Genomic DNA, 24,546 nt, shown 5'->3' with positions numbered 1-24,546 from the left:
ACAGATTAGAGAAACGAGCATGCATAACGTCGTCATCAGCGGCACCGGCCTGTACACCCCGGCCAACAGCATCTCCAACGAAGAGCTGGTGGAATCTTTCAACACCTACGTCGCCCGGTTCAACGCCGACAATGCCGAGGCGATCGCCAGCGGCGAAGTCCAGGCCCTGACCGAATCCAGCGCCGCATTCATCGAAAAAGCCTCGGGCATCAAGAGCCGCTTCGTCATGGACAAGGACGGCATCCTCGATCCGCAACGCATGGCCCCGCGCCTGCCGGAGCGTTCCAACGACGAATGGTCGGTGCTCTGCCAGATGGCCGTTGGCGCAGCCGAACAAGCCTTGCAGCGTGCCGGCAAGACCGCCGCTGATATCGACGGCGTGATCGTCGCCTGCTCGAACCTGCAACGCGCCTATCCGGCGATCGCCATTGAAGTTCAGGAAGCACTGGGCATTCAGGGCTTCGGTTTCGACATGAACGTGGCCTGTTCCTCGGCGACCTTCGGCATCCAGTCGGCGGCCAACAGTGTGCAATTGGGTCAGGCGCGGGCGATTCTGATGGTCAACCCGGAAGTCTGCACCGGGCACCTCAACTTCCGCGACCGCGACAGCCACTTCATCTTCGGTGACGCTGCCACAGCCGTGATCATCGAACGTGCCGATCTGGCCACCTCCAAGTACCAGTTCGACGTGGTCAGCACCAAGCTTTTGACCAAGTTCTCCAACAACATCCGCAACAACTTCGGTTTCCTCAATCGCGCGGCGGAAGAGGGCATTGGCACGCGCGACAAACTGTTCGTCCAGGAAGGCCGCAAGGTGTTCAAGGACGTTTGCCCGATGGTGGCCGAACTGGTCGGTGAACATCTTCAAGAAAACCAGCTCAACGTCGCTGATGTGAAGCGTTTCTGGTTGCATCAGGCCAACCTGAGCATGAACCACCTGATCGTGCGCAAGCTGCTCGGCCGCGAAGCCACCGAAGAAGAAGCGCCGGTAATTCTCGACACCTACGCCAACACCAGCTCGGCCGGTTCGGTGATTGCATTCCACAAGTATCAGGACGATCTCGCCTCCGGTTCGCTGGCGGTGCTCAGTTCGTTCGGTGCCGGCTATTCGATCGGCAGCGTGATTCTGCGCAAGCGTTGAAAATTGGTTTAATTTCCGCTTAATCGCGGCGACCTTTCCTACATCCGAATCGGCTCAAACGCTGTAATTTTTCCGCAGTGAGCGGCAGGCAAACACCTGCCGCGTTCATCTATGGAATCGGAACAAGGGGATGATGGATGGCGGCTGACGATACCCTCCTGCTCGCGCGGCTGTTGGCCGGCGAGCAACAGGCATTCAAGGAACTGGTGACGACGTATCAGAGCGCCATGCGCGCCGTGGCCTATGCCATCGTCGGCCAGCGTCATGTCGAAGAGGTGGTGCAGGACGCCTGGCTGTCGGTGGTACGCCATCTGGGCAGTTTTGAGGGGCGTTCCAGCCTCAAGACCTGGCTGCTGACCATCACCGCCAATTCAGCGAAAAGCCGCTACAAGCACAATCGCCGCGAAGTGCTGATGGATGATCTGCCATCGCCGCACGGCAGCATCGACGACGATCGTTTTTCCTCGGCTGACGGCCATTGGCTGGTGGCGCCGTTCGCCTGGCATCAGGACACACCCGAAGCGCTGCTCACACAAGACGAACTGCGTGAATGCCTCGAACACACGCTGCTGAGCCTGTCGGAACTGCAGAGTAGCGTTTTGCTGTTGCGCGAGCGGCAGGGACTGGAACTGGAAGAAATCTGTAATCTTCTGGAGATCTCGCTCTCCAACGTGCGAGTGCTGCTGCATCGTGCGCGGCTGAAAGTCTTCGCGACCGTGGAGCATTTTGAGGAGACCGGAGAATGCTGACCTGTAAGGAACAAGTGGCGCGCTCCAGCGATTATCTCGATGGTCAGTTGAGCTTTCGGGAAAAACTGATGGTGCGCCATCACCTGCTGTTCTGCCCCAACTGCCGCCGATTCATTCGGCAGATGCGCTTGATGCAGGCGACGCTGAAGGCGATGCCGGAGCAACCGCAAGAAGGGATAGACGCGCTGGCCGAACGTCTGGCGACGCAGAGACGCGACGACAGCCCTTGAAAAAAATCAGCCCGGGGCAGCGCCAGCGAACGGATGATGGGGATCGCTGTGACTGTACCGGGCTGCAGGAAAATCAGCTTCGATCGACAAACCGCAAGAGGAGCGGTGACTTGCAGCTAGTCGGTCGAAGCCTGGAGCTGTCTTCTTAGAACTTGGCTTCGGCGTCCAGTTGCAGAGTGTTGGCGTCTGCATCGCGCTGACCGCGGCTGGCGAAGTCGGCCTTGGTCAGGAAGTAGGTCGCGCCGATGGCGAAGTTCTTGTCGATGTCGTAACCGACCTTGAACTTGTGACCACGCGAACCCGTCGTGCCGTTGGCGAAGTCGGAGTCGGTGAAGGCGCCGACCACGGCGTTGCGCTGCACGTCGCGATAGTTGTAATCGAGGTTCAGGCCAAACACTTTCGACTTGGCACCGAGCAACCAGGCGGTGTCCTGATCGGTCACGGCATCGTTGTTTTTCACGTACTGACCGTAGAACGACAATGGCATCGGCAGACCGCCGATGTCGACCTGGCTGAACCCTTCATACAGACGGAATTCGTTGTTGGCCGAGTTGCCGTTGACGGCCAGGGCGCACGGTGTCGACGTGCCGGTGCAACGGCTGTCTTCGTCGTTCTGGTAGGCGTAGACACTGCCGCCCAGAGTCACTTTCAGGTTGTCGGTGATGTTGAAGCGGCTGCCCAACTGGCCTGCAGTCAGGCGCAGGTCGTGACGGAACTGCACGCCGTCGCCGTCGACGTTGTCCTTGAGGTTGTAGTTACCCAGGCTGCCGAACAGCTCGGCGCTGCCGCCCAACGGGTATTTGTAGGTAACGGCCAGACCTTCCGGGTTGATGTCGCTATCCCAGATCACGTCGCCCATGCTCACCCACGGTTGCAGCATTTTGCCGCCAATGATGTGCAGGTTCTTGATCTGGTCAGGGTGGTAATCGATGTAGCCGAGGTCGAGCCAGATCTGCTTCTTGTCGAAGTAGTTGTCCTGGTCCTGGTTGGTCGAACGCGCGTCATCACCGCCGCCAGTGGCAATACGAATGCCGGTGTCGACCTGCGGGTTGATCTCGCTGTAGGCGCCCAGACGGGCACGGATGCGCTGACGGTCCTTGTCGCGGCCGCCGTTGTTCGGCTCGCCGTCGATCTTGATGGTTTCCTGACGGAAACGCACGTCGCCCTTGAACTGGGTCTTGGCCGCCCAGGCCAGTTTCTGGTCGAAGGCGCTTTGTTCGTTGCTCTTCTTGGCGACAGCCGCGACTTGTTCGTTGGTCTCTTGCTGCGCCTGCTGGGCGATTTGCTGAGCCTTCTGATCCTTGGCCAGTTCCGTTTGCAGTTCAATGTACTGCGCCTGGGAAATCGAACCGTTGGCCTTGAGCATGTCGAGCAGTTTGGCGTCGACTGCGGCACTGGCCGGAACACTCATGGCCAGCAACAGGCCGCCACACAGGGCTGCCGCAGTTTTCGTGGAAGCAAGACGCATAGCAATCTCCGAAGATAAAAGGGATGGCTGAACCATCCTGGGCACAACCGACGTTGACGTCGGAAAACTGTGTCCGGGCTAGAACCCGGCGCTCTAAAAACAGGCGCCAGTATCGCGATCGTTTATGACAGAGCAGTGGCACGGTGATGGCAGGATGATGACGATCGCGATATGCCCTGAACTATCGGGGCAGAGCACTGTCGCCGCGATCGCGGGTGTGCAACGGCGCGCAATCGGCGATACTCGCCGGGCGCTGAAGTCTGTCTGGAGAGCTTGTTGATGCCGTTGCAATGCCTGCAAAACCTGTCGCAAATCGCCCCGGCGAGCTGGGATGCACTGGTGCCGGAAAACCAGCCGTTTCTGCGTCACGCCTTCCTCAGCGCGATGGAGGATAGCGGCAGCGTCGGCCCGCACAGCGGCTGGCAGCCCGAGCATTTGCTGCATGTGGAAGGTGATCGTCTGATCGCCGCGTTGCCCGGTTACCGCAAGTGGCATTCCTACGGCGAATACGTGTTTGATCATGGCTGGGCCGACGCCTGTGCCCGTGCCGGTATCGACTATTACCCCAAGTATCTCAGCGCCGTGCCGTTCAGCCCGGTCGGCGGTCCGCGCCTGCTAGCGGCGAACGTTGAAGATGGTTTCGAACTGCTCAAGAGCTTGCCGGGCTATCTGGAGATCGAAGGGCTTTCCAGCGCGCACATCAATTTCACCGACCCGTTCACCGACGCGGCGATGGCTGAACAGCCTGGCTGGCTGCAGCGCATCGGCTGTCAGTATCACTGGCAGAACCGCGGCTACCGCGACTTCCAGGATTTCCTCGATGCGCTCAGCTCACGCAAGCGCAAGCAGATGCGCAAGGAGCGCGAGCAGGTGGCGGGGCAGGGTTTCGAGTTCGAGTGGCTGGAGGGGCGTGAGCTGGACGAGGCGCAATGGGATTTCGTTTATGCCTGCTATGCCAATACCTACGCGGTGCGGCGCCAGGCGCCGTATCTGACGCGCGAGTTCTTCAGCCTGCTGGCCGAGCGCATGCCCGAAGCGATTCGCGTGGTGCTGGCCAGACAAGGCTCACGGCCGGTGGCGATGGCCTTCAGTCTGGTCGGTGGTGACAGTTTCTACGGGCGATATTGGGGCTGCCTCGCCGAGTTTGATCGGCTGCACTTCGAGACGTGTTTCTATCAAGGCATGGATTATGCGATTGCCCAGGGTTATCAGCGCTTTGATGCCGGTGCGCAAGGTGAGCACAAGCTGATTCGCGGGTTTGAGCCGGTGATCACCCATTCGTGGCATTACTTGCGCCATCCAGGGTTGAAGGCGGCGGTGAAGGACTTCCTCCAGCAGGAACGGGCCGGCGTTCTGGCTTATGCCGAAGAGGCCCGCAGCGCCTTGCCCTACCGCCAGACCTAGCACCACTGTGGGAGCGAGCCTGCTCGCGAAGGCGGTGTGTCAGTTAATGAATCTCATACCGACATACCGCTTCGCGAGCAGGCTCGCTCCCACAGGTCTTGTGGTGTTCGGCAGATTTAATCGATGCCGACAAAGCCTCCGGTCTGATGCGCCCACAGCCGCGCGTACAGACCACGATGCGCGAGCAGTTCGGCGTGGGTGCCGCTTTCGGCGATCTTGCCGTTCTCCAGCACCACCAGTCGGTCCATGCGGGCAATGGTCGAGAGGCGGTGGGCGATGGCGATCACGGTTTTGCCCTGCATCAGGGTTTCCAGGCTTTCCTGAATTGCCGCCTCGACCTCCGAGTCCAGCGCCGAGGTGGCTTCGTCCATGATCAGGATCGGCGCATCCTTGAGCAGCACCCGCGCGATGGCGATACGTTGCCGTTGGCCGCCGGACAGTTTCACCCCGCGCTCACCGACATGCGCGTCGAAGCCGGTACGGCCCTCAGCATCGGACAGCAGCGGAATGAACTCATCGGCGCGGGCCTTGTGCACCGCTTCCCACAGCTCGGCGTCGGTCGCATCGGGTTTGCCGTAAAGCAAATTGTCGCGGATCGAACGATGCAGCAGCGACGTGTCCTGCGTGATCATGCCGATACGCTCGCGCAGGCTTTCCTGGCCGACTTCGGCGATGTTCTGGCCATCGATCAGAATTCGCCCGCCCTCGACGTCGTACAGGCGCAGCAGCAGGTTGACCAGCGTCGATTTGCCAGCGCCGGACGGGCCGATCAAACCGATCTTTTCCCCCGGTTTGATGTTCAGGTTGAGGTCGCCGATGATCCCGCGCTTTTTGCCGTAGTGAAAATCCACGTGCTCGAAACGCACTTCGCCACGGGCCACTTGCAGCGGTTTGGCCTGCTCGTGATCGGTGACGCTGACCGGTTGCGAGATGGTGCGCAAACCGTCCTGGACCATACCGATGTTTTCGAAGATCCCGGTGACCACCCACATGATCCAGCCGGACATGTTGACGATGCGGATCACCAGCCCGGTCGCCAGAGCAATCGCCCCGACCGTGATCAGCGACTGCGTCCACAGCCACAAGGCCAGCGCGGTGGTGCCGACGATCAGCAGGCCGTTCATGGTGGTGATCGTGACGTCCATGCTGGTCACTACACGGCCGGCCATTTGTGCTTTGACGGTCTGTTCTTCGATCGCCTCTTTGGCGTAGTGCTGTTCGAAATTGGTGTGAGCGAACAGTTTCAGCGTGGCGATGTTGGTGTAGCCGTCGACGATGCGGCCCATCAGTTTCGAGCGCGCGTCGGAAGCTTCCACCGAACGTTCCTTCACGCGGGGCACGAAGTAATACAGCGCGCCGATGTAGGCGACGATCCACGTCAGCAGCGGAATCATCAGGCGCCAGTCGGCCTCGGCGAACAGCACCAGCGAACTGATCGCGTAGATCACCACGTGCCACAAGGCGTCGACCGCCTGCACCGCCGAATCGCGCAGCGAGTTGCCGGTCTGCATGATGCGTTGGGCGATGCGCCCGGCGAAGTCGTTCTGGAAGAAATTCAGGCTCTGCTTGAGCACGTAGCTGTGGTTCTGCCAGCGAATCATGCTGGTCATGCCCGGGCTCAGGGTCTGGTGCACCAGCAGGTCGTGCAGGGCGAAAAAGATCGGCCGCAGCACCAGCGCCACCACCAGCATCCACGTCAGTTCGAGGGCGTGGTCGCTAAAGAAATTCGGGTTGGGCGTGCCCTGCGCCAGATCAATGATGCGGCTCAGGTAACTGAACAGCGCCACTTCGATCAGCGAGGCAAACAGGCCGACGACCAGCAGGGCGGCGAAACTTGGCCAGACCTGCTTCAGATAATAGGTGTAGAAGGGCCAGACGCGGTCTGGAGGAGACGCCGTCGGGGCGTCGCGGAATATGTCGATCAGTTGTTCGAAACGGCGATAGAACATCAGATAATCGCCCGCAGTACGGGCTCTCCTTTTATCAGTGTGAGCGGCGCGGGATCAGGCCGTCGCCGCTCGTAATGCCCTGCAGCAATCAGTCGATGCGCTTGGCCGACTTGATGATCACAGGGTCGACAGGCACGTTTTGCATGCCTTGTTTGGTGGTGGTTTGCGAGTTGACGATGATGTCGACCACGTCCATGCCCTTGACCACTTTGGCGAAGACCGCGTAACCGGCATCACGGCCCGGATCCAGGAACGCGTTGTCAGCCACGTTGATGAAGAACTGGCTGGTGGCCGAATCCGGGTTGGAGGTGCGCGCCATCGACAGGGTGCCGCGAACGTTGTGCAGGCCGTTGCTGGCTTCGTTCTTGATCGGCGCCTTGGTTTCCTTCTGCTGCATCTGCTGGGTAAAGCCGCCGCCCTGGGCCATGAAGCCGGGAATCACGCGGTGGAAAATCGTGTTGGTGTAAAAGCCGCTGTCGACGTACTCGAGGAAGTTCTTGGTGCTGATCGGTGCCTTGACCGGGTCCAGCTCGATTTCGATCTGGCCGTTGGTAGTGTCGAGCAAAACATGTGGCGCCTTGGCTGGGGTGGCAGCCATCAGGTTGGCGGCGAACAGCACGGTACCAGCGGCGAGGGCGAGTTTTTTCAGCATGGGTCAGTGATCCTGAGATTGAATATCGGCTGCGGCGAGAAACTCCAGCAGCGTGTGGTTGAAGCGTTCGGGTTGATCGAGCGGGGTGGCGTGGCGCGAGTCGGCGATCACCACCAGCCGCGCATTCGGTAGCAGTTTTACATAGGTTTCTTTCAGCGCCACGGGCGTGTAATCGCGGTCGGCGCTGACGATGAGGGTTGGACAGGTCACCCGGGAAAGTCGTTCCTGAACGCCCCAGCCCACAATCGCATCGAAGCTGGCGAGATAAGCACGTTGGTCGTTTGTTGCCCAGCGTTCGGCCATTTTTCGTCGCAGGTCGGCCTGTTCCGGCTTGGGAAACAGTTTGCCGCCGAGGGCTCTGCCGATGGTTTCCAGGCTGAGCAGGCGCATCAGGCTCCAGCGTTTGAACCACTGCCAGTAATCGTCGCGGCTGCGCAGTTTGACCTGTGGTGCGCTGTTGACGATGGTCAGGCTTTTCAGCGCCTGCGGCTGATCGACGCCGAGCTGGAAGCCGATCATCCCGCCCATCGACAGGCCGACGTAATGTACCGGGCCGAGGTTCAGATATTCGATCAGCGCGAGCATATCGGCGCTGAAACCGGCGATGCTGTAGCGCTCACGCGGCTTGTCCGAGCGGCCGTGACCGCGAATGTCCGGGACGATCACCCGGTAATGCGCGGCCAGTGCCGGGATCTGCATCTCCCAGTCCAGCGTGCTCGAACCGAGCCCGTGGACCAGCAATAACGGGGCACCGTGGCCGTATTCTTCGTAGTGCAGGTTGCAACCATCGTGCTCGAAAAAGGCCATCGGTGAACTCCGTGTCAGGCTTGTTCGGGGGCGGCGAACGGGGCGTCCAGCGGCAAGGTATCGAAGGTGCGCAGCAGCTCGATGAGGATTTGCGTGGCCGGGCCCAGGGGTTTGTCCTTGTTCGAATACAAATAGAAGCTGGAATTGCGATTGCCGCCTCTGTCCAACGGTAGCAGCTTCAGCGAGCCATCCTTGAGTTCCCGCTCGATCATGTGCCGGGGCAGCCAGGCAAAGCCCAGTCCGCTGCTGACAAACGTTGCGGCAGTGGCAAGGCTGCCGACCGTCCAGCGCTGTTCAGCGCCGAGCCAGCCGACATCGCGCGGCTGCTGGCGACCGGAGTCGCGGATCACCACTTGCATCTGCGTTTCCAGATCCTGAAAGCTCAGCTCGCGATTGAGTCGATGCAGCGGGTGATCAGGGTGGGCGACGGCGACGAACTCGACATCGCTCAACTCCGCCCCCAGATAACCGGGAATGCTCAGCCCGGTAATGGCAAGATCCGCCACGCCTTCGAGCAGGACCTCCTCAACGCCCGACAATACTTCTTCGCGCAGACGCACCCGGCAGCCGCGGCTTTGCGGCATGAACGCGGTCAATGCCCGCACGATGCGCGCGCTCGGATACGCCGCATCGACCACCAGCCGCACTTCGGCTTCCCAGCCTTGCTCCATGTGGTGGGCAAGGTCTTCGAGCTGGCTAGCCTGTTTCACCAGTTGCCGGGAACGGCGCAGCAGCACGCCGCCGGCTTCGGTGAGCACGGCCTTGCGCCCGTCGATGCGCAGCAGCGGCACGCCGAGCTGGTCCTGCATGCGCGCCACGGTGTAGCTCACCGACGATTGCGAACGGTGCAAGACCTCGGCGGCCTGGGCGAATCCGCCGTGGTCGACCACGGCCTGCAACGTTCGCCATTGATCCAGGGTCACGCGGGGCGCTTTCATCAATAGCTCCTCTTGTCCTAAGCTGGCCGTTCCCCATGGAGAGCGGCGAATGAAAAAATTCTGTTGTGTGGTGCTGGCGTTGCTGCCGTTGACGGCTTTTGCTTATCCGATCGATGTGCAGAAAGACCTCAACGGCATGAAGATCGACTACGAGACCTTCGACACCGATAACGATATCGGCTCGATCCGCGTGGCCAACTACGGTGACGTCGACGCGACGTGTCGTGCCGTATTCAGCAACGGCCCGGAAGCGCCGCGTACACGCAGCATCGACGTGCCGGCCGGCAAACATAAAAACGCCACGGCCAAGTTCACCCGCGAGATCATCAAGCTGCGCATCAAACTCACCTGCATCCCGAAATGATTCCGGATCCCGGGTGGGAGCGAGCCTGCTCGCGAAAGCGGCGTATCAGATACATCAATGTTGGCTGACACACCGCTTTCGCGAGCAGGCTCGCTCCCACAAAGGGAATGTGGGTTAGCTTATAAACGAATTTATCGATCGGTTACAGCGGATAATTGCGCTTTTTAATCGATTCGGCCCTGTTTAACCTTCACTCCATCGACCTACAACATATTCGGATGGAGGCTACACAGCATGTCCCGCGTACTGATCATCGAAAGCAGCGCCCGCCAGCAAGACTCGGTTTCCCGTCAACTGACCCAGACCTTCATCGCTCAGTGGAAAGCCGCGCACCTGAACGATCAGATCAGCGTGCGTGACCTTGCCGTGAACCCAGTGCCGCACCTGGACGCCAACTTGTTGGGCGGCTGGATGAAGCCGGCCGAGCAACGCAACGCCAACGAGCAAGCGTCGCTGGACCGCTCCAACGCCCTGACCGATGAGTTGCTGGCGGCCGATGTGCTGGTGATGGCGGCGCCGATGTACAACTTCGCCATTCCGAGCACGCTCAAGGCCTGGCTGGATCATGTCCTGCGCGCCGGGGTGACCTTCAAGTACACCGAAACCGGTCCGCAAGGTCTGCTCAATGACAAGCGTGCCTTTGTCCTGACGGCGCGCGGCGGGGTGTATGCCGGTGGCCCGGCGGATCATCAGGAACCGTACCTGCGTCAGGTCATGGGTTTCATCGGCATCCATGACGTGACCTTCATTCACGCCGAAGGGATGAACCTCGGTGGCGACTTCCAGGAGAAGGGCCTGAATCAGGCCAACGCCAAACTGTCCCAGGTCGCTTGATATGTTAATCGCCAGATAATCGCTGGATGGTCTAGTGACCTGGCGCAACCCCTTCAAGGCTTTACGCGCAACGAACCTCCCTTTGCACTTTTGCTCCTGAGTGCTGTAGCCCGATTGAACGCTTTAGCGAGATCGGGCTTTTTTTTGCCTGGGATTCGAGATCAACCCGATTCCCTCTGTGGGAGCGAGCCTGCTCGCGAAGGGGCCGTGACAGCCGAGTTCTTCGCAGCTGGCACACCGTCTTCGCGAGCAGGCTCGCTCCCACAGGGGCTCGCACGAATGTCGAACAGTCGCGATGACCGGAGAAAACCGCTATCGTCGCCGCCATTCGATTTTCGAGGCGAGCATGGGCTATCTACTTTTTGTGACGCTGATCCAGGCGTTTTCCTTCAGTCTGATCGGCGAATACCTGGCGGGGCATGTCGACAGTTATTTCGCGGTGCTGGTGCGCGTGGTGCTGGCCGGGCTGGTGTTCATTCCGTTGACGCGCTGGCGCTCGGTCGAACCTGGGTTCATGCGCGGCATGCTGCTGATCGGTGCGCTGCAGTTCGGCGTGACGTACGTCTGCCTGTACCTGAGCTTCCGCGTGCTGACCGTGCCGGAAGTCTTGCTGTTCACCATCCTCACGCCGCTACATGTGACATTGATCGAAGACGCGCTGAACCGGCGCTTCAACCCATGGGCACTGATCGCTGCACTGGTGGCGGTAGGCGGGGCGGCGGTGATTCGTTTCGACAGCATCAGCCCGGACTTCTTCATGGGCTTCCTGCTGCTGCAACTGGCCAACTTCACTTACGCGGCAGGACAGGTGCTGTACAAGCATCTGGTGGCGAAACACCCGAGCGATCTGCCGCATTACCGGCGCTTCGGTTATTTCTACCTCGGCGCATTGGCCGTGGTATTGCCGGCGTTTCTGCTGTTCGGTAAAGCCGACTTCCTGCCGGAAGCACCGCTGCAGTGGGGCGTGTTGTTGTTTCTGGGGCTGGTGTCGACGGCGTTGGGCCTGTACTGGTGGAACAAGGGCGCGTGCATGGTCAATGGCGGCACGCTGGCGGTGATGAACAATCTGCATGTGCCGGTGGGGTTGTTGTTGAACCTGCTGATCTGGAATCAGCATGAGGAGCTCGGGCGGTTGTTCCTTGGCGGGGGGGTGATTCTCGCTGCGGTTTGGATCAGCCGGTTGGGTATCCGCAAATCCTCAGTCACCGCATAACGCCTGTGGGAGCGAGCCTGCTCGCGAAGGCGCTGGGTCAGATAAGTATGGGGCGACTGACACATTGCATTCGCGAGCAGGCTCGCTCCCACATTTGATCTTTGGGTTACAGGAGGTGTTTCTGTGGTTCAGGAATGCTCGAAGCGCCCAACACCGCCGGCAGCAACCCCGAGCGCAAATCCCCACCACTCGGCTGCTGATACAGGCTCAGGCCAAACTCCGGCAGCACCGCTAGCAGGTAATCGAAAATATCCCCCTGAATCCGCTCGTAATCGGCCCAGACCGTGGTGCGGGTGAAGCAGTAGATCTCCAGCGGAATGCCCTGGGCGGTGGTCTGCATCTGACGGACCATGCAGGTCATGTTCGGCTGAATCTCCGGATGACTTTTCAGATACGCCAGCGCATAGGCGCGGAAGGTGCCGATGTTGGTCATGCGTCGGCGATTGGCCGACATTGCCGCGACGTTGCCTTGTGCCTCGTTCCAGGCCTTGAGTTCGGCTTTTTTGCGGCTCATGTAGTCCGTCAGCAGGTGCACTTGCGAGAGTTTTTCTTCTTCATCGTCACGAATGAAGCGCACGCCGCTGGCGTCAATGAACAGGCTGCGCTTGATCCGTCGTCCGCCCGATTGCTGCATGCCGCGCCAGTTCTTGAACGACTCGGACATCAACCGCCAGGTCGGGATCGAGACGATGGTCTTATCGAAATTCTGCACCTTGACAGTGTGCAGGGTGATGTCGACCACATCGCCATCGGCACCGACCTGCGGCATTTCGATCCAGTCGCCCACCCGCAGCATGTCGTTGCTGGTCAGTTGCACGCTGGCAACGAATGACAGCAGCGTGTCCTTGTAGACCAACAGAATCACCGCCGACATCGCACCCAGACCGGACAGCAGCAACAGCGGCGAGCGGTCGATCAGGGTGGCGACGATGATGATCGCGCCGAACACGTACAAGACCATTTTCGCCAGTTGCACGTAGCCCTTGATCGAGCGGGTGCGCGCGTGTTCGGTACGCGCATAGATGTCGAGCAGGGCATTGAGCAGGGCGCTGACCGCCAGCAGCAGGAACAGAATGGTGAACGCCAGTGCCACGTTGCCAAGGAAGTTCATCGCGTTTTTGCTCAGCTCGGGCACCAGATGCAGGCCGAACTGAATGACCAGCGACGGCGTCATCTGCGCCAGACGCTGAAACACCTTGTTGTGACGAAAATCGTTGATCCAGTGCAGCGCCGGTTGACGCCCGAGCATGCGGCTGGCGTGCAGGATCAGATAGCGCGCCACTCGTCCGAGGACGAGGGCGACCACCAGCAGCACCATCAGCGCCAGCCCCGATTGCAACAGCGGGTGCTGTTCGAGGGTGCCCCAGAGGTCCTGAGCTTTGAGCCAGAGCTGTTTGATATCCATAAGCGAAACGGTTCTTCTATAAGACGCGAGGGACGATTAGAGCATTTAAGACGCTGCGTATTACGATTGGAGACAAATCAGGCAACAAAAAAACCACTGATTGCGCCCGTTTGCATAAAGAAACTCGGCCTGAGCGCTCGAAACCGGTAACCTATGCAGCTGTTTTTTTGCATATCTTCGAGGTAGCACCCGTGTTTTCCCAATTCGCCCTGCACGAACGCCTGCTTAAAGCTGTGGCCGAGCTGAAATTTGTCGAGCCAACGCCTGTGCAAGCCGCGGCCATTCCGCTGGCGCTCCAAGGGCGTGATCTGCGGGTGACGGCGCAAACCGGTAGCGGCAAAACCGCCGCTTTCGTACTGCCCATCCTCAATCGCCTGATCGGTCCGGCAAAGATTCGCGTCAGCATCAAGACGCTGATCCTGCTGCCGACCCGCGAACTGGCCCAGCAGACCTTGAAGGAAGTTGAACGCTTCGCGCAGTTCACCTTCATCAAGTCCGGCCTGATCACCGGTGGCGAAGACTTCAAGGTCCAGGCGGCGATGCTGCGCAAAGTCCCGGACATCCTCATCGGCACCCCGGGCCGGATGATCGAGCAACTCAATGCCGGCAACCTCGACCTCAAGGAAGTCGAAGTGCTGGTGCTCGACGAAGCCGACCGCATGCTCGACATGGGTTTCGCCGAAGACGTACAGCGTCTGGTCGATGAATGCCCGAACCGTCAGCAGACCATGCTGTTTTCCGCCACCACCGGCGGTTCTGGCCTGCGCGAGATGATCGGCAAGGTGCTGAACAACCCGGAGCACTTGCAGCTCAACGCGGTCAGCCAACTGAACTCGACCACCCGTCAGCAAATCATCACCGCCGACCACAATCAGCACAAAGAGCAGATTGTGAACTGGCTGCTGGCCAACGAGACCTATCAGAAAGCGATTATCTTCACCAACACCCGCGCCATGGCCGACCGCATCTACGGCCGCCTGGTGGCCCAGGAATACAAGGCGTTCGTGCTGCACGGCGAGAAAGACCAGAAGGATCGCAAACTGGCGATCGATCGCCTGAAGCAGGGCGGCGTGAAGATTCTGGTCGCGACCGATGTGGCGGCCCGTGGTCTGGATGTCGATGGTCTGGATCTGGTGATCAACTTCGACATGCCACGCAGCGGCGACGAATACGTACACCGCATCGGTCGTACAGGGCGTGCCGGTAACGATGGTCTGGCGATCTCGCTGATCTGCCACGGCGACTGGAACCTGATGTCGAGCATCGAGCGCTATCTGAAGCAGAGCTTCGAGCGCCGCACCATCAAGGAAGTCAAAGGCACCTACGGCGGGCCGAAGAAGGTCAAGGCCTCGGGCAAGGCCGTTGGCGTGAAGAAGAAAAAGACCGACGCCAAGGGCGACAAGAAGAAAACCGCGGCCAAGACGCCGACCAAGCGCAAGAGCGCTAACCGGCCAAAACCGGATTCGCTGGTGAGCAGCGACGGCATGGCCCCGCTCAAGCGCCGCAAGCCGGCAGAGCCTGCGGCTGAGTAAGCGTTTGATGCGTGCACAAAAAAACCGGACGATGTCCGGTTTTTTTGTGCCTTCAGCTATCGGCTTTTTTCTCTGCCGAGCCCAGTTCCTTCAGACGCTCATCGATCAACTGGCACTTGTCCGGTAGATCCTTGCTCGCCGTGCCCAGATCCATCTTCTGCAACTCGGCGTTGATCTCCTTGGCTTTTTCCGGGTTCTGCTCGGTCAGTTTCGAGACTTCCTTCGCCAGCTGTTCGCGTTTGATCGTCGCTTCTTCCGGCGTGCAGGCCCACACGGGCAGGGCGCAGACGAGGGTAGCGGCGAGGGTGAGCTTGATCAGGGTTTTCATCGGGGCAGGCCTCAGTTCCGGTTAAGGCGGGTTACGCGGTTGAGGGCTGAAGGGTGGGAAAAGTTCAGCGAGTTTTATGCGCGAGAGTCATCAGATTCGTTTTCAATCAGTGATGCGCCGATGCATTGATCAAAGATATCGGCAAGAGGTTGGTCCGCGCCGTAAAAGGATTGAATGCATGCTTCAATCCATCCCTCACGGTCCACGGAGTGCCAATCGACCAAGTAGCCAACGTTGAAAATAATATATTCGAAAACGACTCGTTGCGTACGACCGTTGCCTTCTCGGAAGGGATGGGCAACATTGATGTTTCCGTAGGATTCAGCCACCGATGAAACCAATTGATCGCGAGAGTATCCCTCGAACCAGGCTGCATCAGCCATTCCAAGAAATTCCTTGTCGACTTCGCGCTCAATAAACTCAGGGCTGCAGAACCGTGTCATGCCTTTACTGATAGCCAGAGTGCGTGTTTCACCGGCCCAGGCGTAGATTTTTCGAATAGCGTATGGTGGACGTTTTTGAGAGTTGCCAGGCTATAGGGCGGTAGGACGAACTCAAGTTTCATCGCCGCTACCTCGTTAAGGTAGCGTTCTGCTTCATCGAGATCGTCCGCATTTCGCAGGCCGAGCAGATTGATAAGAACATTGGTGCCCGGATAACAATCCGGGGCTTGGTCGACACCGTATTTGTCGCTCAAGCTTTCAAGTGCCGGACGGCTCGCAATGCAGCTTCTCTGTCCGGAAGCTTGATCTCACCTTCGCAAGGTGACGGAGCAAACCCTTCCAGGCGCAAACTGGCCGCGAAATTGGCTCTTCGATGCTTTGCAAACCACGTTTTCTTGGTCTCCAGGCTCAGCTTTTCCATCGTTGCTCCTTAAGCTCATATTCCGCAATTATAGCCAACGTTAGCCTGCCGGTACGGAAGGGCTTAGCATCTCACAATCATTAGCCGCATTGAATCCACTTGTCGGACCTTCAGTTCGCAATTCCTGTCATCGGCAAATTCGATGACCTCTACGAAGCCTGTTCATCATGGCAGCAGCTGGTTTTCACTGCGGTCTCATACCGATCATGATGCCGCACCCAGTCCATGATCTCGTCTTCATTGCGGCCCTTGGGCGTGAGATCAAGGTAGTGGTAGGCGCCGACCAGCATGTCCAGGCCGCGGGCATAGGTTGAATAAGTGTGGAAAATCTCGCCTTGATCGTTGCGATAAAACACGCTCAACCCGGGCATTTCTTCCTCGGCGCTGTCGGTCTTTTCATAGTTGTAGGTAGCCGTTCCTGCCGCGACGTCGGCCGCGCGTGCGCAGACGCCGAAGTCGTAGTTGAAATCGCAACCTGCTGACGACACCCAGTCGAATTTCCAGTCCATGCGTTTTTTGAAATCCTGAAACTCACTGAACGGTGCGTGAGACACGGCCACCACGGCGACATCGTGATGAGCCAGATGCTGGTTGGCGCCATCAATGTGGTCACTGAGAAAAGAGCAACCCTGACAACCTTCCTGCCAGTCCTTGGCGAACATGAAGTGGTAGATGATCAGCTGGCTGTGCTTGCCGAACAGGTCGGTGAGCTTCAGTTCGCCGTTCGGGCCCTGGAAGTGGTAATCCTTGTCGATCTTTACCCAGGGCAGGGCGCGGCGTTCGGCGCTGAGACGGTCGCGCTCGCGGGTGAAGGCTTTTTCGTGGGCCAGGTGTTGCTGGCGCGCGGCGAGCCATTCTTCGCGCGATACCACCGGATGGTGTTCAACGTTCATGACGATGTCTCCTGCGGGGTTGAACCGGCTGTTTCAGACTAGTCGTTCAACGGGGAGGGAAATCGACAGACCGCTGGTCGGCCTGTGCCGGAAATGCGGCTGAACGGCTGTGCGCCGCTCCGGTCACAACCTAAGAACGCACCATTACCGATGCGCACCGGAGGTTGAATCAGGATGACCAAATACGACTGGGATTTGATTGAACGCTTGCTGCATGAAGTGCAGAACAGCGCCGGACACAGTTTCACGCCGCGCCCCTATGCCGAGGAACACGCCGCGAATATGGCAGCGTCGGGTGAGCCGGTGGAAAATCTTGATCATTTGAAAACGCAGGCGTGCCAATACGAGAAATTGCTGTTGGAACGCGGTTTCATCAAGCCACGGCCAGAGGACGAGGGCGGCAACGGCGAAAACTTCGTCCTGACCCCACGCGGTGCGAGCCTGCTGAGCCTGATCGACAGCAGCATTCCCGGCAATGACCACCCGCGTCAGGTGCTGGATGAACAGGAAGATGCGCTGGATGAGCTGACGTTTGATGAAGTCGCGTCCAAGGCGCAAATTGCCTGAAGCTGAGTCAAAACCCATGTGGGAGCGAGCCTGCTCGCGAATGCGGTATGTCAGTGATATTTGAGCAGTCTGACACTACGCATTCGCGAGCAGGCTCGCTCCCACAATGGGCCATTGGTCCATTCAGGATTTCTGTGCGCCCTTCAGGCACTTGAGGTCATTGAAATCCTTGCGCACGCCTTCGATCTTCTTCAACAAGCGTTCACGCTGCTGCGGTGTGCTTTCGGCCATCAGGTCCACCGCCAGCGCGCGTCCCTGCGCTTCGGTGTTGGCGTAGGCCTTGCGATAATCCGCCGTCCATAAGCGCTCACGGTTGACCAGCAATGTCTCGATGCGTTGCGCAAACTCAGGGCTTTGGCGCTGTGTCACGGCGGCGCTGAATTGCTGCTGCCAGTGGGCGCGGTTGGCGATCCACTGGGTGTTCTGATCGCCCAAGGCCGCGGACCACTGCGCTACACGTTGTTTTTGCTTGTCGCTGAGTGGGCCGAGCCAGTCGCCGAGGCGTTTTTCCATGCGCTCGCCGCGTTCCCTGATCTGTTGCGCCACGGGCGGCTCGACGTATTCCTTCTGGCGCTTGCGCAGGTCCTTGGCAAAGGCATCGTTCATTTCGGCGACCTGTTTGTCATCCAGACCCTGGAGCAGTTCGATGGCCGACGGCGTGATTTCTCGTGCGGTTTCGGCAATCGCCTGTTTGGCTTCGGTGGTGCGTTGCTGCAGCGCGGCGTCGGTGACCTGATTGCTTTCAACCATGCTTTGCAGGCGATCAAGCCAATCCAGATAACCCGGCAATTGCGTGGTGCAATGCCAGCTCAGGTGCTCCTTGAGCCGTTCGTTGAACCAGTCTTTCTGCTCGCCGTTCATGTCCAGGTAATCGCCGAGCGTCCATGGAATGATCACGTCGAGATTGCGGTAGGCCAAGCCAACACGGCTGCAGGCGCCGAGGGCGAGGGTGAAAATCAATAACGCGGCGATGTGTTTGAACCAGCGAGACATGGGCAAATCCTTGCGAGAGCCTGGCGTCGGAAATCTGATTCTTATGTGATGCAGGATGCGCGCGGCAGTTCAGCCGATCAATAGAACGTGCGTACAGCCTTGAGGGTGACGAGGCCGTCGCACTCGCTGTTGTGCCCGGAATAGGCCGAACAATCACTGCCGCTGAGGCTGGAGTCGCTGTAGATCAGATCAAGATCGACGCCCATGAATGGCCGCGACAGTTTCACCGACCAATCAGTGAAACTGCTGATGTAACCACCGTCCACCGCCGCCGGTGTATTCAACTGGTGCGTGGTGTATTTCATGCTCACGCCAATGCCGAACGGCTGATTGCCAGTGAGGTCGGCAAACAAGGTGTTGTTCTGTTTATCCGGGTCGTTGCTCAGGGCAATGCCAAAGCGACTGCCGAGCAGAGTCAGGCCACCAAACAGCTCCTGGCTGTCGAGAGTGTCCACGCGGGGATAGCTGTAATGGATCATCCCGACTTCATAGCCGAGCACCTGATCGAACGGCTGCTTGAAGCCGACGTAGGAATCGATCTCGAGGTTCTTGCCCGGGCTGATGCCCATGCTCGGCGCGTACTGGCCGAAATACACGCCGCTGTCGTGGCTCAGATCGAGGCCACCGTGGAACGAGCCGACCGCCGCCGGTTTCACCAGACCCTGGGCCATGCTGCGGCTGGGTGTGGTGCCAAGCTTGAGATCGAAGTCACCCAGTTCACCCTGAAAAACCTGCGCGTGCGCAGTCGCGCCTGACAGCAGGCTGACGAACAATAATAAATAGGGAAATGGGCGCATGCGTCACTCCATGAACCGCGAGCGCAGGGCGATGGCCTGCTGAAACGCTTGATCTAGACGCGTGCAAGGATACCGGCGAATGCCCGGCATTGATGGCCGTTCGTCGATTTTCGGGAATTTTTGTTTAAAACGAAGGGAAGTTGCGCGGTGCCAGTCCAGGCGCTTCGAAGCTCAAAGCGCCTCTGGACGGGTGTAAAACCGGGTATTACTTCTTGCCCAGGCTGATCTGCTTGGACGGGCCGAATGTCTGGCCACTGACGCCTTTGGCAATTTGCTGAATCTCGCCGCCGGACTTGAGAAACGCGGCGATCTGATCATTGATCGATTCGCTGGTTTCAACGGCTGGAGCTGGCTTTGCTTTGCTGGTGGATGCTTTTACACGCATGGCGGCCATTAACCTGTAGAAAGTAACTCGGCCAGGCATCGTACAGGAATAACTTGACAATTGCTTGGTAAATATCCTTCGGAATAACCGACCGCTGCGCTGCATTATTATCGCTTCGATCTCTGAGATAATCGTCTAACCTGCTGTTTTAAATAAGAAGATTTATCTGACGCAAGCGTTGAATATTCACTCGAGCGTGGCCTCGTCGGCCTGACGAATGGCATGTGGTCCGCCTGCCAGCGCGGCAAATCAAGGCCTTGCGCAGATTAAACGTGGCGCGCCGATCTGTCGCCCGACGCTCAGGCCAAAAACGGGTAGAATGCCGCCCACGCAATGAGGGTTCTGGAAAATGGCTTTAGTCGGGCGTTACAACAGTTTGCAAGTGGTTAAACACACTAACTTCGGTTTATATCTGGATGGCGGTGCCGACGGCGAAATTCTTCTGCCCAACCGTTATATCCCCAAAGATATTCCCAGCGAAGATGAAGATTGGCTCAATGTTTTTGTTTATCTGGACAGCGAAGACAAACTGCTCGCGACCACAGAAAAACCGAAAGTCCAGGTCGGCGAATTTGCCAGCCTGAAAGTCGTTGAGGTCAACAGCATCGGTGTGTTCCTCGACTGGGGTCTGCCAAAGGATCTGCTGCTGCCGTACTCCGAAGAAAAACGCCAGATGACCGCCGGCGAATACTGCGTGGTGCACGTCTACCTCGACAAGCACACCCGCCGCATCACCGCCACGGCGCGGCTGGATCGCTACCTCGACAAGACCCCGGCCAACTACAGCCCGGGCCAGGAAGTCGACCTGCTGGTGGCCGAAGCCACCGACATGGGTTTCAAGGCGATCATCAACAACAAGCACTGGGGTCTGATTCACAAGAACGAAATCTTCAAGTTCATGCGTGCCGGCATGCTCGAGAAGGGCTACATCAAGGAAGTGCGTGCCGACGGCAAGATTGCCCTGAGCCTGCAACCGGTGGGGCAGGAAGCGGCCAGCAGCCTGAGTTCGAAGATTCTCGCCAAGTTGCGCGACAACAGCGGCACGCTCGCAGTCAGCGATAAAAGCGACCCGGCGCTGATCAGCAGCCTGTTCGGCGTGAGCAAAGGTAACTTCAAGAAGGCCATCGGTTCACTGTACAAAGAGGGCAAGATTGTCATCCATGCCGATCGCATTGAACTAACCTGAGCCCTGAATGGCCCATGCTCCATGGGCACACAGGGAAACGGTTCGATGAAAAAAACGCTGATCGCTTACGTCGCCACGCTGCTGACGTTTCTGTTGCTCGACGGCGTCTGGCTCGGCCTGTTGATGGCGCCGACCTACCGCGAACTGCTCGGTCCGCTGATGCTCGACAAACCGCTGCTGGTCCCCGCAGCGGTTTTTTATTGCCTGTACGTTATTGGTTGCGTGGTGTTTGTGGTGGTGCCGGCCCTGACCTGGCAACGCGCGGCGAAGATGGGCGCGTTGCTCGGGCTGGTGGCCTACGGCACGTATGATCTGACCAACTGGGCGACGTTGCGCGGCTGGTCGGTGCAGGTGAGTCTGATGGACTGGGCGTGGGGGACGTTTGCCACGGCGGTGGCGTGTGCGGTGGGGTTTTTGCTGGCGAACCGGATGGTGCGGGCAGATCGTTGAGTCTTGTTGTCTGGCCTGGCTTCTTCGCGAGCAGGCTCGCTCCCACAGGGGAATGCGGGCAAATTGTGGGAGCGAGCCTGCTCGCGAATGACGGCGAAGCCGACAACCATTCACCGCTGACGCCACAGAAACACTTAATGTCTTTTCCAGACGCCTTTTTCCGCGCGCCTGATCAATAATCCCCGATTCTGTTTCTGACCATTGGATGGCCTGCCCATGTTGTGTGTGTTCGAGGTGTTGCTGTGAGTGTCGAGCGGCGCAATGCCGACCGCTTTGCCCTGCAAGTGATGATCGGCCTGTGCCTGATCTGGGGTGTACAGCAAGTGCTGATCAAGTGGGCGGCGGCGGATATCGCCCCGGTGATGCAGGCAGCGGGGCGTTCGGGGATTTCCGCGTTGCTGGTCGGCTTGCTGATCTGCTGGAAGGGCGGTTGGGGTCAGGTCGGTAGCACCTGGCGCGGCGGCTTGCTGGCCGGTGCGCTGTTCGGTCTCGAGTTTCTGTTCATCGCCGAGGGCCTGCAACTGACCACCGCCGCACACATGTCGGTGTTCCTCTATACCGCGCCGATTTTCACCGCGCTGGGTGTGCACTTTCTGCTGGCCAGTGAGCGTCTGCGACCGTTGCAATGGCTGGGGATTCTGCTCGCGTTCATCGGCATCGCGATCGCCTTCGCCGGCGGTGTGTCGTGGGACAACCTCGATCGGCGTATGCTGCTTGGCGATGCGTTTGGCGTGCTGGCCGGGGCCTGCTGGGGCGCGACCACGGTGGTGGTGCGCGCCTCGCGACTGTCGGAAGCGCCGGTGACGCTCACGCTCTTTTATCAGTTGATCGTCGGCTTCCTGGGTCTGTTGCTGATTGCGCTGTTCAGCGGCCAGATCACCCATGTCAACCTGACCACCGTGGCGGTCGCCAGTGTGCTGTTCCAGGGACTGGTCGTGTCGTTCTTCAGCTACCTGGTCTGGTTCTGGCTGCTGCGTCGCTATCTGGCGGCGAATCTGGCGGTGTTTTCGTTCATGACGCCGCTGTTCGGGGTGACCTTTGGCGTGTTGCTGCTGGGCGAACAACTGACGCTGAATTTCATCATCGGCGCCGTGCTGGTATTGCTCGGCATCACCTTCGTCAGCGCCGAGCAGTGGCTGCGTCGGCGTTTGCGCAGCGCGCTGGGCCAGCACTAGACGCCTGCATCGCCAGGCCGCCAGCGATCAGCAAGCCGCAACCGGCGATCACCAGCGCTGGTTGCAAGCCGCCACTGAAGTGGCTGCTCGATGCCGCCAGCAAGGGGCCGCTGAGCTGGCCGACGGCGAAACAGGCAGTGAGCAAACCGGCGTTACGCTGAGTGGCGTGAGGCGCCAATTCCCTTGAGCGCTGCATCACCAGTTGCATGCACGCCAGAAACGGCGTGCCGCACAGGATCACACCCAGGCCGAGGCCGATGCCGCTGCCCAACAGGCAAGCGAACACTCCGCCCGCTTGCAGCCATAGCGTCGCCATCAACCAGTGCCGCGTGGTCTGCGGATCGTGACGACGCAGGCTGACCAGCAACACCCCCAGCGCCGCGGCCAGACCGAAGCACGGCCAGAACAGATCGGCCTGCCATTGCCCGTCAAATTGCGCATTGGCCATCTGCGAGAGGAACGTCGCCGGGATGATATAGCCAATCCCGTACAGCGCATAAACCAGCGCCAGCCTGCTGATGCCGCGATTCGCCGGGCTCGACGCAGGCGCAGCCACTGCAACCGTGGCAACTGGCGTCGGCAACAGGCGCCAGACGCTCAACATCATCACCAGTGCGGCCGCCGCGTAAATCAGCCACAACGTCGCCGACGTCTGCTGCAACCCATGCGAGACCAGCGCCAGCAAACCGGTGAGAAAAATCCCCAGCCCCGGTCCGGCAAAGACCAGCGCACCCAGCCGTGGTCGACCCGCCGCCGCGGCCAACGGCTGACTCAACGCGGTGATCATCACCAGCACCCAAGCGCTCGCCACTCCGGTGCCGAAGCGCAACAGCAAGTGCGACCAAAAGCCGTCCGCCCAGAACGACGCCAGCGTCAGCAACACGCACAGCCACAAACCACCGTGCAGGCGCCGCTGCACTTGCGACGGGCGGTGCGCGAACATCGCATCCACCGCGCCGAGCAGATAACCCAGGTAATTGGCCGCGGCGATCAGGCCGGCGCCCGTCAGGTCGATCTGGCCTTCACTGAGCAGATGCGGCATTTGCGGGGTGAGGGCGAAACGGCCGATACCCATGGCCATCATCAAGGCAACGAAGCAGGCGGATAAGCGAATCAGAGGCGACATGGTCGGGCTTCCGTCGAGAGAGCAATGACCGTCAGGCTAGGACTGATTGACTTTCTTTAAAATTGAATAATAGTGAGTAACTTGTTCTGTTCTGGAGAGTGGTAGTGGAGTTCAGTCAACTGCGGATCTTTCAGGCCGTCGCCGAGGAAGGTTCGATCACTCGCGCCGCCGAGCGCTTGCATCGGGTGCCGTCGAACCTGTCAACCCGTCTCAAGCAGCTCGAAGAGCAATTGGGCGTCGAATTGTTCGTGCGTGAGCGTCAGCGTTTGCAGTTGTCGCCTGCGGGAAAAGTCCTGCTGGACTACACCGCCAAGCTCTTCGCGTTGCGCGATCAGGCCAGCGCGGCGGTGATGGGCGGGCAGCCGGCCGGGGATTTTGTGCTCGGCACGATGTACAGCACGGCGGCGATTCATCTGCCGGAATTGCTCGCGCGCTATCACCAGCAATACCCGGCGGTGAACCTGCAAGTGCAGGCGGCACCGAGCGGCGAGCTGCTTGAGGGTTTGCTCACCGGGCGCCTCGACGCTGCACTGGTCGACGGCCCGCTGGAGCTGGCCGGGCTCGATGGTGTGCCGTTGTGCGACGAGCGTCTGGTGTTGATTACCGAACCCGAACATCCGCCGGTACGCACGGCGCTGGATGTCGCGGGGCGGGCGGTGTTCACCTTTCGTCAGGGCTGTTCGTACCGCATGCGCCTGGAAGCCTGGTTCGCCCATTACCACGCGGCGATGGGCCGGCCGATGGAGATCGAGTCGTATCAGGGCATGCTCGCCTGTGTGATTGCCGGCAGCGGCGTCGCGCTGATGGCCGAGTCGATGCTCGCCAGTCTGCCGGGGCGCGAGCGCGTGGCCGTGCATCCGCTGGCCGAGCCGTTCGTGGGTGCGACAACGTGGCTCATGTGGCGTAAAGGCATGCTTGGGGCCAATCTGAATGCCTGGATTGAAGTGCAGCAAGCGGTCTATCCCGCGCCTGTAGCGCAGACACGCGAAACAGCCTGAACCAATGGCGGCGGATTCTGATCAATTCAGTAACAGATCATTGCGGATTTGCCCGAGCATTGCGTAGGACTTCGGACTATTATCAGTGCGAAGCGACC

At 59.5% G+C, this 24,546-nt stretch carries 28 protein-coding genes; 13 read left to right on the top strand and 15 right to left on the bottom strand.

Annotation, left to right across the window (positions count from 1 at the left end):
* Positions 1-19 precede the first annotated feature (19 nt).
* The 3 genes from ACGSLL_RS11855 to ACGSLL_RS11845 all read left to right on the top strand — a co-directional run bounded on the left by ACGSLL_RS11855 (position 20) and on the right by ACGSLL_RS11845 (position 2,120).
* Complete coding sequence (locus ACGSLL_RS11855; RefSeq protein ID WP_394505996.1) at positions 20-1,141, top strand: beta-ketoacyl-ACP synthase III; 1,122 nt, start codon at positions 20-22, stop codon at positions 1,139-1,141.
* 137 nt (positions 1,142-1,278) lie between these two features.
* On the top strand, positions 1,279-1,890 hold the full coding sequence (locus tag ACGSLL_RS11850; RefSeq protein ID WP_394505994.1) for an RNA polymerase sigma factor: 612 nt from the start codon (positions 1,279-1,281) through the stop codon (positions 1,888-1,890).
* Positions 1,884-2,120 (top strand): anti-sigma factor family protein, encoded by a 237-nt coding sequence (locus tag ACGSLL_RS11845; protein WP_208938317.1) that lies wholly within the window; start codon positions 1,884-1,886, stop codon positions 2,118-2,120. The genes ACGSLL_RS11850 and ACGSLL_RS11845 overlap by 7 nt, the downstream gene beginning before the upstream one ends.
* 145 nt (positions 2,121-2,265) lie before the next feature.
* On the opposite strand, the gene ACGSLL_RS11840 is transcribed toward ACGSLL_RS11845, so the two are convergent.
* Entirely contained in the window at positions 2,266-3,588 is a 1,323-nt protein-coding gene (locus ACGSLL_RS11840; RefSeq protein ID WP_394505991.1) for a putative porin, read from the bottom strand.
* Between the two features lie 279 nt (positions 3,589-3,867).
* Here ACGSLL_RS11840 and ACGSLL_RS11835 point away from each other — a divergent pair, with 279 nt between their 5' ends.
* Positions 3,868-4,992, top strand: a complete 1,125-nt coding sequence (locus ACGSLL_RS11835; protein ID WP_394505989.1) for a GNAT family N-acetyltransferase — start codon at positions 3,868-3,870, stop codon at positions 4,990-4,992.
* A gap of 116 nt (positions 4,993-5,108) precedes the next feature.
* Here the strand turns inward: ACGSLL_RS11835 and ACGSLL_RS11830 are convergent, their stop codons facing one another.
* From ACGSLL_RS11830 to ACGSLL_RS11815, 4 genes are all read right to left on the bottom strand, one after another.
* Complete coding sequence (locus ACGSLL_RS11830; RefSeq protein WP_394505987.1) at positions 5,109-6,941, bottom strand: ABC transporter ATP-binding protein; 1,833 nt, start codon at positions 6,939-6,941, stop codon at positions 5,109-5,111.
* Between the two features lie 88 nt (positions 6,942-7,029).
* Positions 7,030-7,593, bottom strand: a complete 564-nt coding sequence (locus ACGSLL_RS11825) for a peptidylprolyl isomerase A (protein ID WP_007956541.1) — start codon at positions 7,591-7,593, stop codon at positions 7,030-7,032.
* 3 nt (positions 7,594-7,596) lie between these two features.
* Positions 7,597-8,400, bottom strand: a complete 804-nt coding sequence (locus tag ACGSLL_RS11820) for an alpha/beta fold hydrolase (protein WP_394505984.1) — start codon at positions 8,398-8,400, stop codon at positions 7,597-7,599.
* 14 nt (positions 8,401-8,414) lie between these two features.
* On the bottom strand, positions 8,415-9,338 hold the full coding sequence (locus ACGSLL_RS11815; protein ID WP_090282261.1) for a LysR family transcriptional regulator: 924 nt from the start codon (positions 9,336-9,338) through the stop codon (positions 8,415-8,417).
* Positions 9,339-9,387: 49 nt separating this feature from the next.
* Between ACGSLL_RS11815 and ACGSLL_RS11810 the strand changes: the two genes are divergently transcribed.
* The 3 genes from ACGSLL_RS11810 (at position 9,388) to ACGSLL_RS11800 (ending at position 11,749) form a co-directional block, all read left to right on the top strand.
* Positions 9,388-9,702 (top strand): 3-phosphoglycerate kinase, encoded by a 315-nt coding sequence (locus ACGSLL_RS11810; RefSeq protein WP_394505981.1) that lies wholly within the window; start codon positions 9,388-9,390, stop codon positions 9,700-9,702.
* Between the two features lie 234 nt (positions 9,703-9,936).
* On the top strand, positions 9,937-10,536 hold the full coding sequence (locus ACGSLL_RS11805; RefSeq protein WP_394505979.1) for an FMN-dependent NADH-azoreductase: 600 nt from the start codon (positions 9,937-9,939) through the stop codon (positions 10,534-10,536).
* Between the two features lie 346 nt (positions 10,537-10,882).
* Positions 10,883-11,749: a carboxylate/amino acid/amine transporter gene (locus tag ACGSLL_RS11800; protein ID WP_394506486.1), complete on the top strand. Its 867-nt coding sequence runs from the start codon at positions 10,883-10,885 to the stop codon at positions 11,747-11,749.
* A gap of 106 nt (positions 11,750-11,855) precedes the next feature.
* On the opposite strand, the gene ACGSLL_RS11795 is transcribed toward ACGSLL_RS11800, so the two are convergent.
* Complete coding sequence (locus ACGSLL_RS11795) at positions 11,856-13,154, bottom strand: mechanosensitive ion channel family protein (RefSeq protein WP_394505977.1); 1,299 nt, start codon at positions 13,152-13,154, stop codon at positions 11,856-11,858.
* A 191-nt stretch (positions 13,155-13,345) separates the two neighbouring features.
* Here ACGSLL_RS11795 and ACGSLL_RS11790 point away from each other — a divergent pair, with 191 nt between their 5' ends.
* The gene (locus ACGSLL_RS11790; protein WP_394505975.1) at positions 13,346-14,686 is read left to right on the top strand and encodes a DEAD/DEAH box helicase; all 1,341 of its coding nucleotides are present in this window, start codon (positions 13,346-13,348) and stop codon (positions 14,684-14,686) included.
* 52 nt (positions 14,687-14,738) lie between these two features.
* On the opposite strand, the gene ACGSLL_RS11785 is transcribed toward ACGSLL_RS11790, so the two are convergent.
* The 5 genes from ACGSLL_RS11785 to ACGSLL_RS11765 all read right to left on the bottom strand — a co-directional run bounded on the left by ACGSLL_RS11785 (position 14,739) and on the right by ACGSLL_RS11765 (position 16,771).
* Positions 14,739-15,014, bottom strand: a complete 276-nt coding sequence (locus ACGSLL_RS11785; protein WP_394505973.1) for a hypothetical protein — start codon at positions 15,012-15,014, stop codon at positions 14,739-14,741.
* 74 nt (positions 15,015-15,088) lie between these two features.
* Positions 15,089-15,457: a Fic/DOC family protein gene (locus tag ACGSLL_RS11780; protein WP_394505971.1), complete on the bottom strand. Its 369-nt coding sequence runs from the start codon at positions 15,455-15,457 to the stop codon at positions 15,089-15,091.
* A complete protein-coding gene (locus tag ACGSLL_RS11775) occupies positions 15,454-15,711 on the bottom strand; it encodes a hypothetical protein (RefSeq protein WP_394505969.1) in 258 nt (85 codons plus the stop codon). Before ACGSLL_RS11775 ends, ACGSLL_RS11780 begins: the two co-directional genes overlap by 4 nt.
* Positions 15,708-15,878 carry a YhfG family protein gene (locus ACGSLL_RS11770; RefSeq protein WP_090282270.1) on the bottom strand — a complete coding sequence of 57 codons (171 nt, stop codon included), beginning with the start codon at positions 15,876-15,878 and terminating at the stop codon, positions 15,708-15,710. Before ACGSLL_RS11770 ends, ACGSLL_RS11775 begins: the two co-directional genes overlap by 4 nt.
* Positions 15,879-16,027: 149 nt before the next feature.
* Positions 16,028-16,771 carry a DUF899 domain-containing protein gene (locus tag ACGSLL_RS11765; RefSeq protein WP_394505966.1) on the bottom strand — a complete coding sequence of 248 codons (744 nt, stop codon included), beginning with the start codon at positions 16,769-16,771 and terminating at the stop codon, positions 16,028-16,030.
* A 174-nt stretch (positions 16,772-16,945) separates the two neighbouring features.
* Here ACGSLL_RS11765 and ACGSLL_RS11760 point away from each other — a divergent pair, with 174 nt between their 5' ends.
* Entirely contained in the window at positions 16,946-17,338 is a 393-nt protein-coding gene (locus ACGSLL_RS11760) for a transcriptional regulator (protein ID WP_394505964.1), read from the top strand.
* Between the two features lie 123 nt (positions 17,339-17,461).
* On the opposite strand, the gene ACGSLL_RS11755 is transcribed toward ACGSLL_RS11760, so the two are convergent.
* The 3 genes from ACGSLL_RS11755 to ACGSLL_RS11745 all read right to left on the bottom strand — a co-directional run bounded on the left by ACGSLL_RS11755 (position 17,462) and on the right by ACGSLL_RS11745 (position 19,522).
* Positions 17,462-18,331, bottom strand: a complete 870-nt coding sequence (locus ACGSLL_RS11755) for a DUF6279 family lipoprotein (protein WP_394505962.1) — start codon at positions 18,329-18,331, stop codon at positions 17,462-17,464.
* 77 nt (positions 18,332-18,408) lie between these two features.
* Positions 18,409-19,128 carry a TorF family putative porin gene (locus ACGSLL_RS11750; RefSeq protein ID WP_394505960.1) on the bottom strand — a complete coding sequence of 240 codons (720 nt, stop codon included), beginning with the start codon at positions 19,126-19,128 and terminating at the stop codon, positions 18,409-18,411.
* A 205-nt stretch (positions 19,129-19,333) separates the two neighbouring features.
* The gene (locus tag ACGSLL_RS11745) at positions 19,334-19,522 is read right to left on the bottom strand and encodes a hypothetical protein (RefSeq protein ID WP_016985943.1); all 189 of its coding nucleotides are present in this window, start codon (positions 19,520-19,522) and stop codon (positions 19,334-19,336) included.
* A 340-nt stretch (positions 19,523-19,862) separates the two neighbouring features.
* Between ACGSLL_RS11745 and ACGSLL_RS11740 the strand changes: the two genes are divergently transcribed.
* From ACGSLL_RS11740 to ACGSLL_RS11730, 3 genes are all read left to right on the top strand, one after another.
* Entirely contained in the window at positions 19,863-20,699 is an 837-nt protein-coding gene (locus ACGSLL_RS11740) for a CvfB family protein (RefSeq protein ID WP_090282275.1), read from the top strand.
* Positions 20,700-20,744: 45 nt separating this feature from the next.
* Complete coding sequence (locus tag ACGSLL_RS11735) at positions 20,745-21,149, top strand: DUF2177 family protein (protein WP_394505957.1); 405 nt, start codon at positions 20,745-20,747, stop codon at positions 21,147-21,149.
* Positions 21,150-21,391: 242 nt separating this feature from the next.
* Entirely contained in the window at positions 21,392-22,324 is a 933-nt protein-coding gene (locus tag ACGSLL_RS11730; protein WP_394505955.1) for a DMT family transporter, read from the top strand.
* Here the strand turns inward: ACGSLL_RS11730 and ACGSLL_RS11725 are convergent.
* Positions 22,269-23,450: an MFS transporter gene (locus ACGSLL_RS11725; protein WP_394505953.1), complete on the bottom strand. Its 1,182-nt coding sequence runs from the start codon at positions 23,448-23,450 to the stop codon at positions 22,269-22,271. The two genes, ACGSLL_RS11730 and ACGSLL_RS11725, sit on opposite strands and share 56 nt — an antisense overlap.
* A 104-nt stretch (positions 23,451-23,554) precedes the next feature.
* Here ACGSLL_RS11725 and ptrR point away from each other — a divergent pair, with 104 nt between their 5' ends.
* A complete protein-coding gene (ptrR, locus tag ACGSLL_RS11720) occupies positions 23,555-24,448 on the top strand; it encodes a putrescine utilization regulator PtrR (protein WP_394505951.1) in 894 nt (297 codons plus the stop codon).
* Positions 24,449-24,546: the final 98 nt, after the last annotated feature.

Source organism: Pseudomonas retamae (assembly GCF_043496865.1).
GTDB classification, from domain to species: Bacteria; Pseudomonadota; Gammaproteobacteria; order Pseudomonadales; family Pseudomonadaceae; genus Aquipseudomonas; species Aquipseudomonas retamae.
The sequence above is the reverse complement of the archived record's forward strand: the minus strand, read 5'-3'. Positions and strand labels throughout refer to the sequence as shown.

Bases quoted from the DNA above. Each gene is read 5' to 3' on its own strand.
- ACGSLL_RS11815 (WP_090282261.1), bottom strand. From the start codon at position 9,338: ATGAAAGCGCCCCGCGTGACCCTGGATCAATGGCGAACGTTGCAGGCC.
- ACGSLL_RS11760 (WP_394505964.1), top strand. From the start codon at position 16,946: ATGACCAAATACGACTGGGATTTGATTGAACGCTTGCTGCATGAAGTG.
- ACGSLL_RS11830 (WP_394505987.1), bottom strand. From the start codon at position 6,941: ATGTTCTATCGCCGTTTCGAACAACTGATCGACATATTCCGCGACGCC.
- ACGSLL_RS11805 (WP_394505979.1), top strand. From the start codon at position 9,937: ATGTCCCGCGTACTGATCATCGAAAGCAGCGCCCGCCAGCAAGACTCG.
- ACGSLL_RS11855 (WP_394505996.1), top strand. From the start codon at position 20: ATGCATAACGTCGTCATCAGCGGCACCGGCCTGTACACCCCGGCCAAC.
- ACGSLL_RS11800 (WP_394506486.1), top strand. From the start codon at position 10,883: ATGGGCTATCTACTTTTTGTGACGCTGATCCAGGCGTTTTCCTTCAGT.
- ACGSLL_RS11770 (WP_090282270.1), bottom strand. From the start codon at position 15,878: ATGGAAAAGCTGAGCCTGGAGACCAAGAAAACGTGGTTTGCAAAGCAT.
- ACGSLL_RS11785 (WP_394505973.1), bottom strand. From the start codon at position 15,014: ATGAAAACCCTGATCAAGCTCACCCTCGCCGCTACCCTCGTCTGCGCC.
- ACGSLL_RS11810 (WP_394505981.1), top strand. From the start codon at position 9,388: ATGAAAAAATTCTGTTGTGTGGTGCTGGCGTTGCTGCCGTTGACGGCT.
- ACGSLL_RS11745 (WP_016985943.1), bottom strand. From the start codon at position 19,522: ATGGCCGCCATGCGTGTAAAAGCATCCACCAGCAAAGCAAAGCCAGCT.
- ACGSLL_RS11825 (WP_007956541.1), bottom strand. From the start codon at position 7,593: ATGCTGAAAAAACTCGCCCTCGCCGCTGGTACCGTGCTGTTCGCCGCC.
- ACGSLL_RS11755 (WP_394505962.1), bottom strand. From the start codon at position 18,331: ATGTCTCGCTGGTTCAAACACATCGCCGCGTTATTGATTTTCACCCTC.
- ACGSLL_RS11820 (WP_394505984.1), bottom strand. From the start codon at position 8,400: ATGGCCTTTTTCGAGCACGATGGTTGCAACCTGCACTACGAAGAATAC.
- ACGSLL_RS11740 (WP_090282275.1), top strand. From the start codon at position 19,863: ATGGCTTTAGTCGGGCGTTACAACAGTTTGCAAGTGGTTAAACACACT.
- ACGSLL_RS11765 (WP_394505966.1), bottom strand. From the start codon at position 16,771: ATGAACGTTGAACACCATCCGGTGGTATCGCGCGAAGAATGGCTCGCC.
- ACGSLL_RS11750 (WP_394505960.1), bottom strand. From the start codon at position 19,128: ATGCGCCCATTTCCCTATTTATTATTGTTCGTCAGCCTGCTGTCAGGC.
- ACGSLL_RS11725 (WP_394505953.1), bottom strand. From the start codon at position 23,450: ATGTCGCCTCTGATTCGCTTATCCGCCTGCTTCGTTGCCTTGATGATG.
- ACGSLL_RS11735 (WP_394505957.1), top strand. From the start codon at position 20,745: ATGAAAAAAACGCTGATCGCTTACGTCGCCACGCTGCTGACGTTTCTG.
- ACGSLL_RS11780 (WP_394505971.1), bottom strand. From the start codon at position 15,457: ATGACACGGTTCTGCAGCCCTGAGTTTATTGAGCGCGAAGTCGACAAG.
- ACGSLL_RS11840 (WP_394505991.1), bottom strand. From the start codon at position 3,588: ATGCGTCTTGCTTCCACGAAAACTGCGGCAGCCCTGTGTGGCGGCCTG.
- ACGSLL_RS11845 (WP_208938317.1), top strand. From the start codon at position 1,884: ATGCTGACCTGTAAGGAACAAGTGGCGCGCTCCAGCGATTATCTCGAT.
- ACGSLL_RS11835 (WP_394505989.1), top strand. From the start codon at position 3,868: ATGCCGTTGCAATGCCTGCAAAACCTGTCGCAAATCGCCCCGGCGAGC.
- ACGSLL_RS11850 (WP_394505994.1), top strand. From the start codon at position 1,279: ATGGCGGCTGACGATACCCTCCTGCTCGCGCGGCTGTTGGCCGGCGAG.
- ACGSLL_RS11795 (WP_394505977.1), bottom strand. From the start codon at position 13,154: ATGGATATCAAACAGCTCTGGCTCAAAGCTCAGGACCTCTGGGGCACC.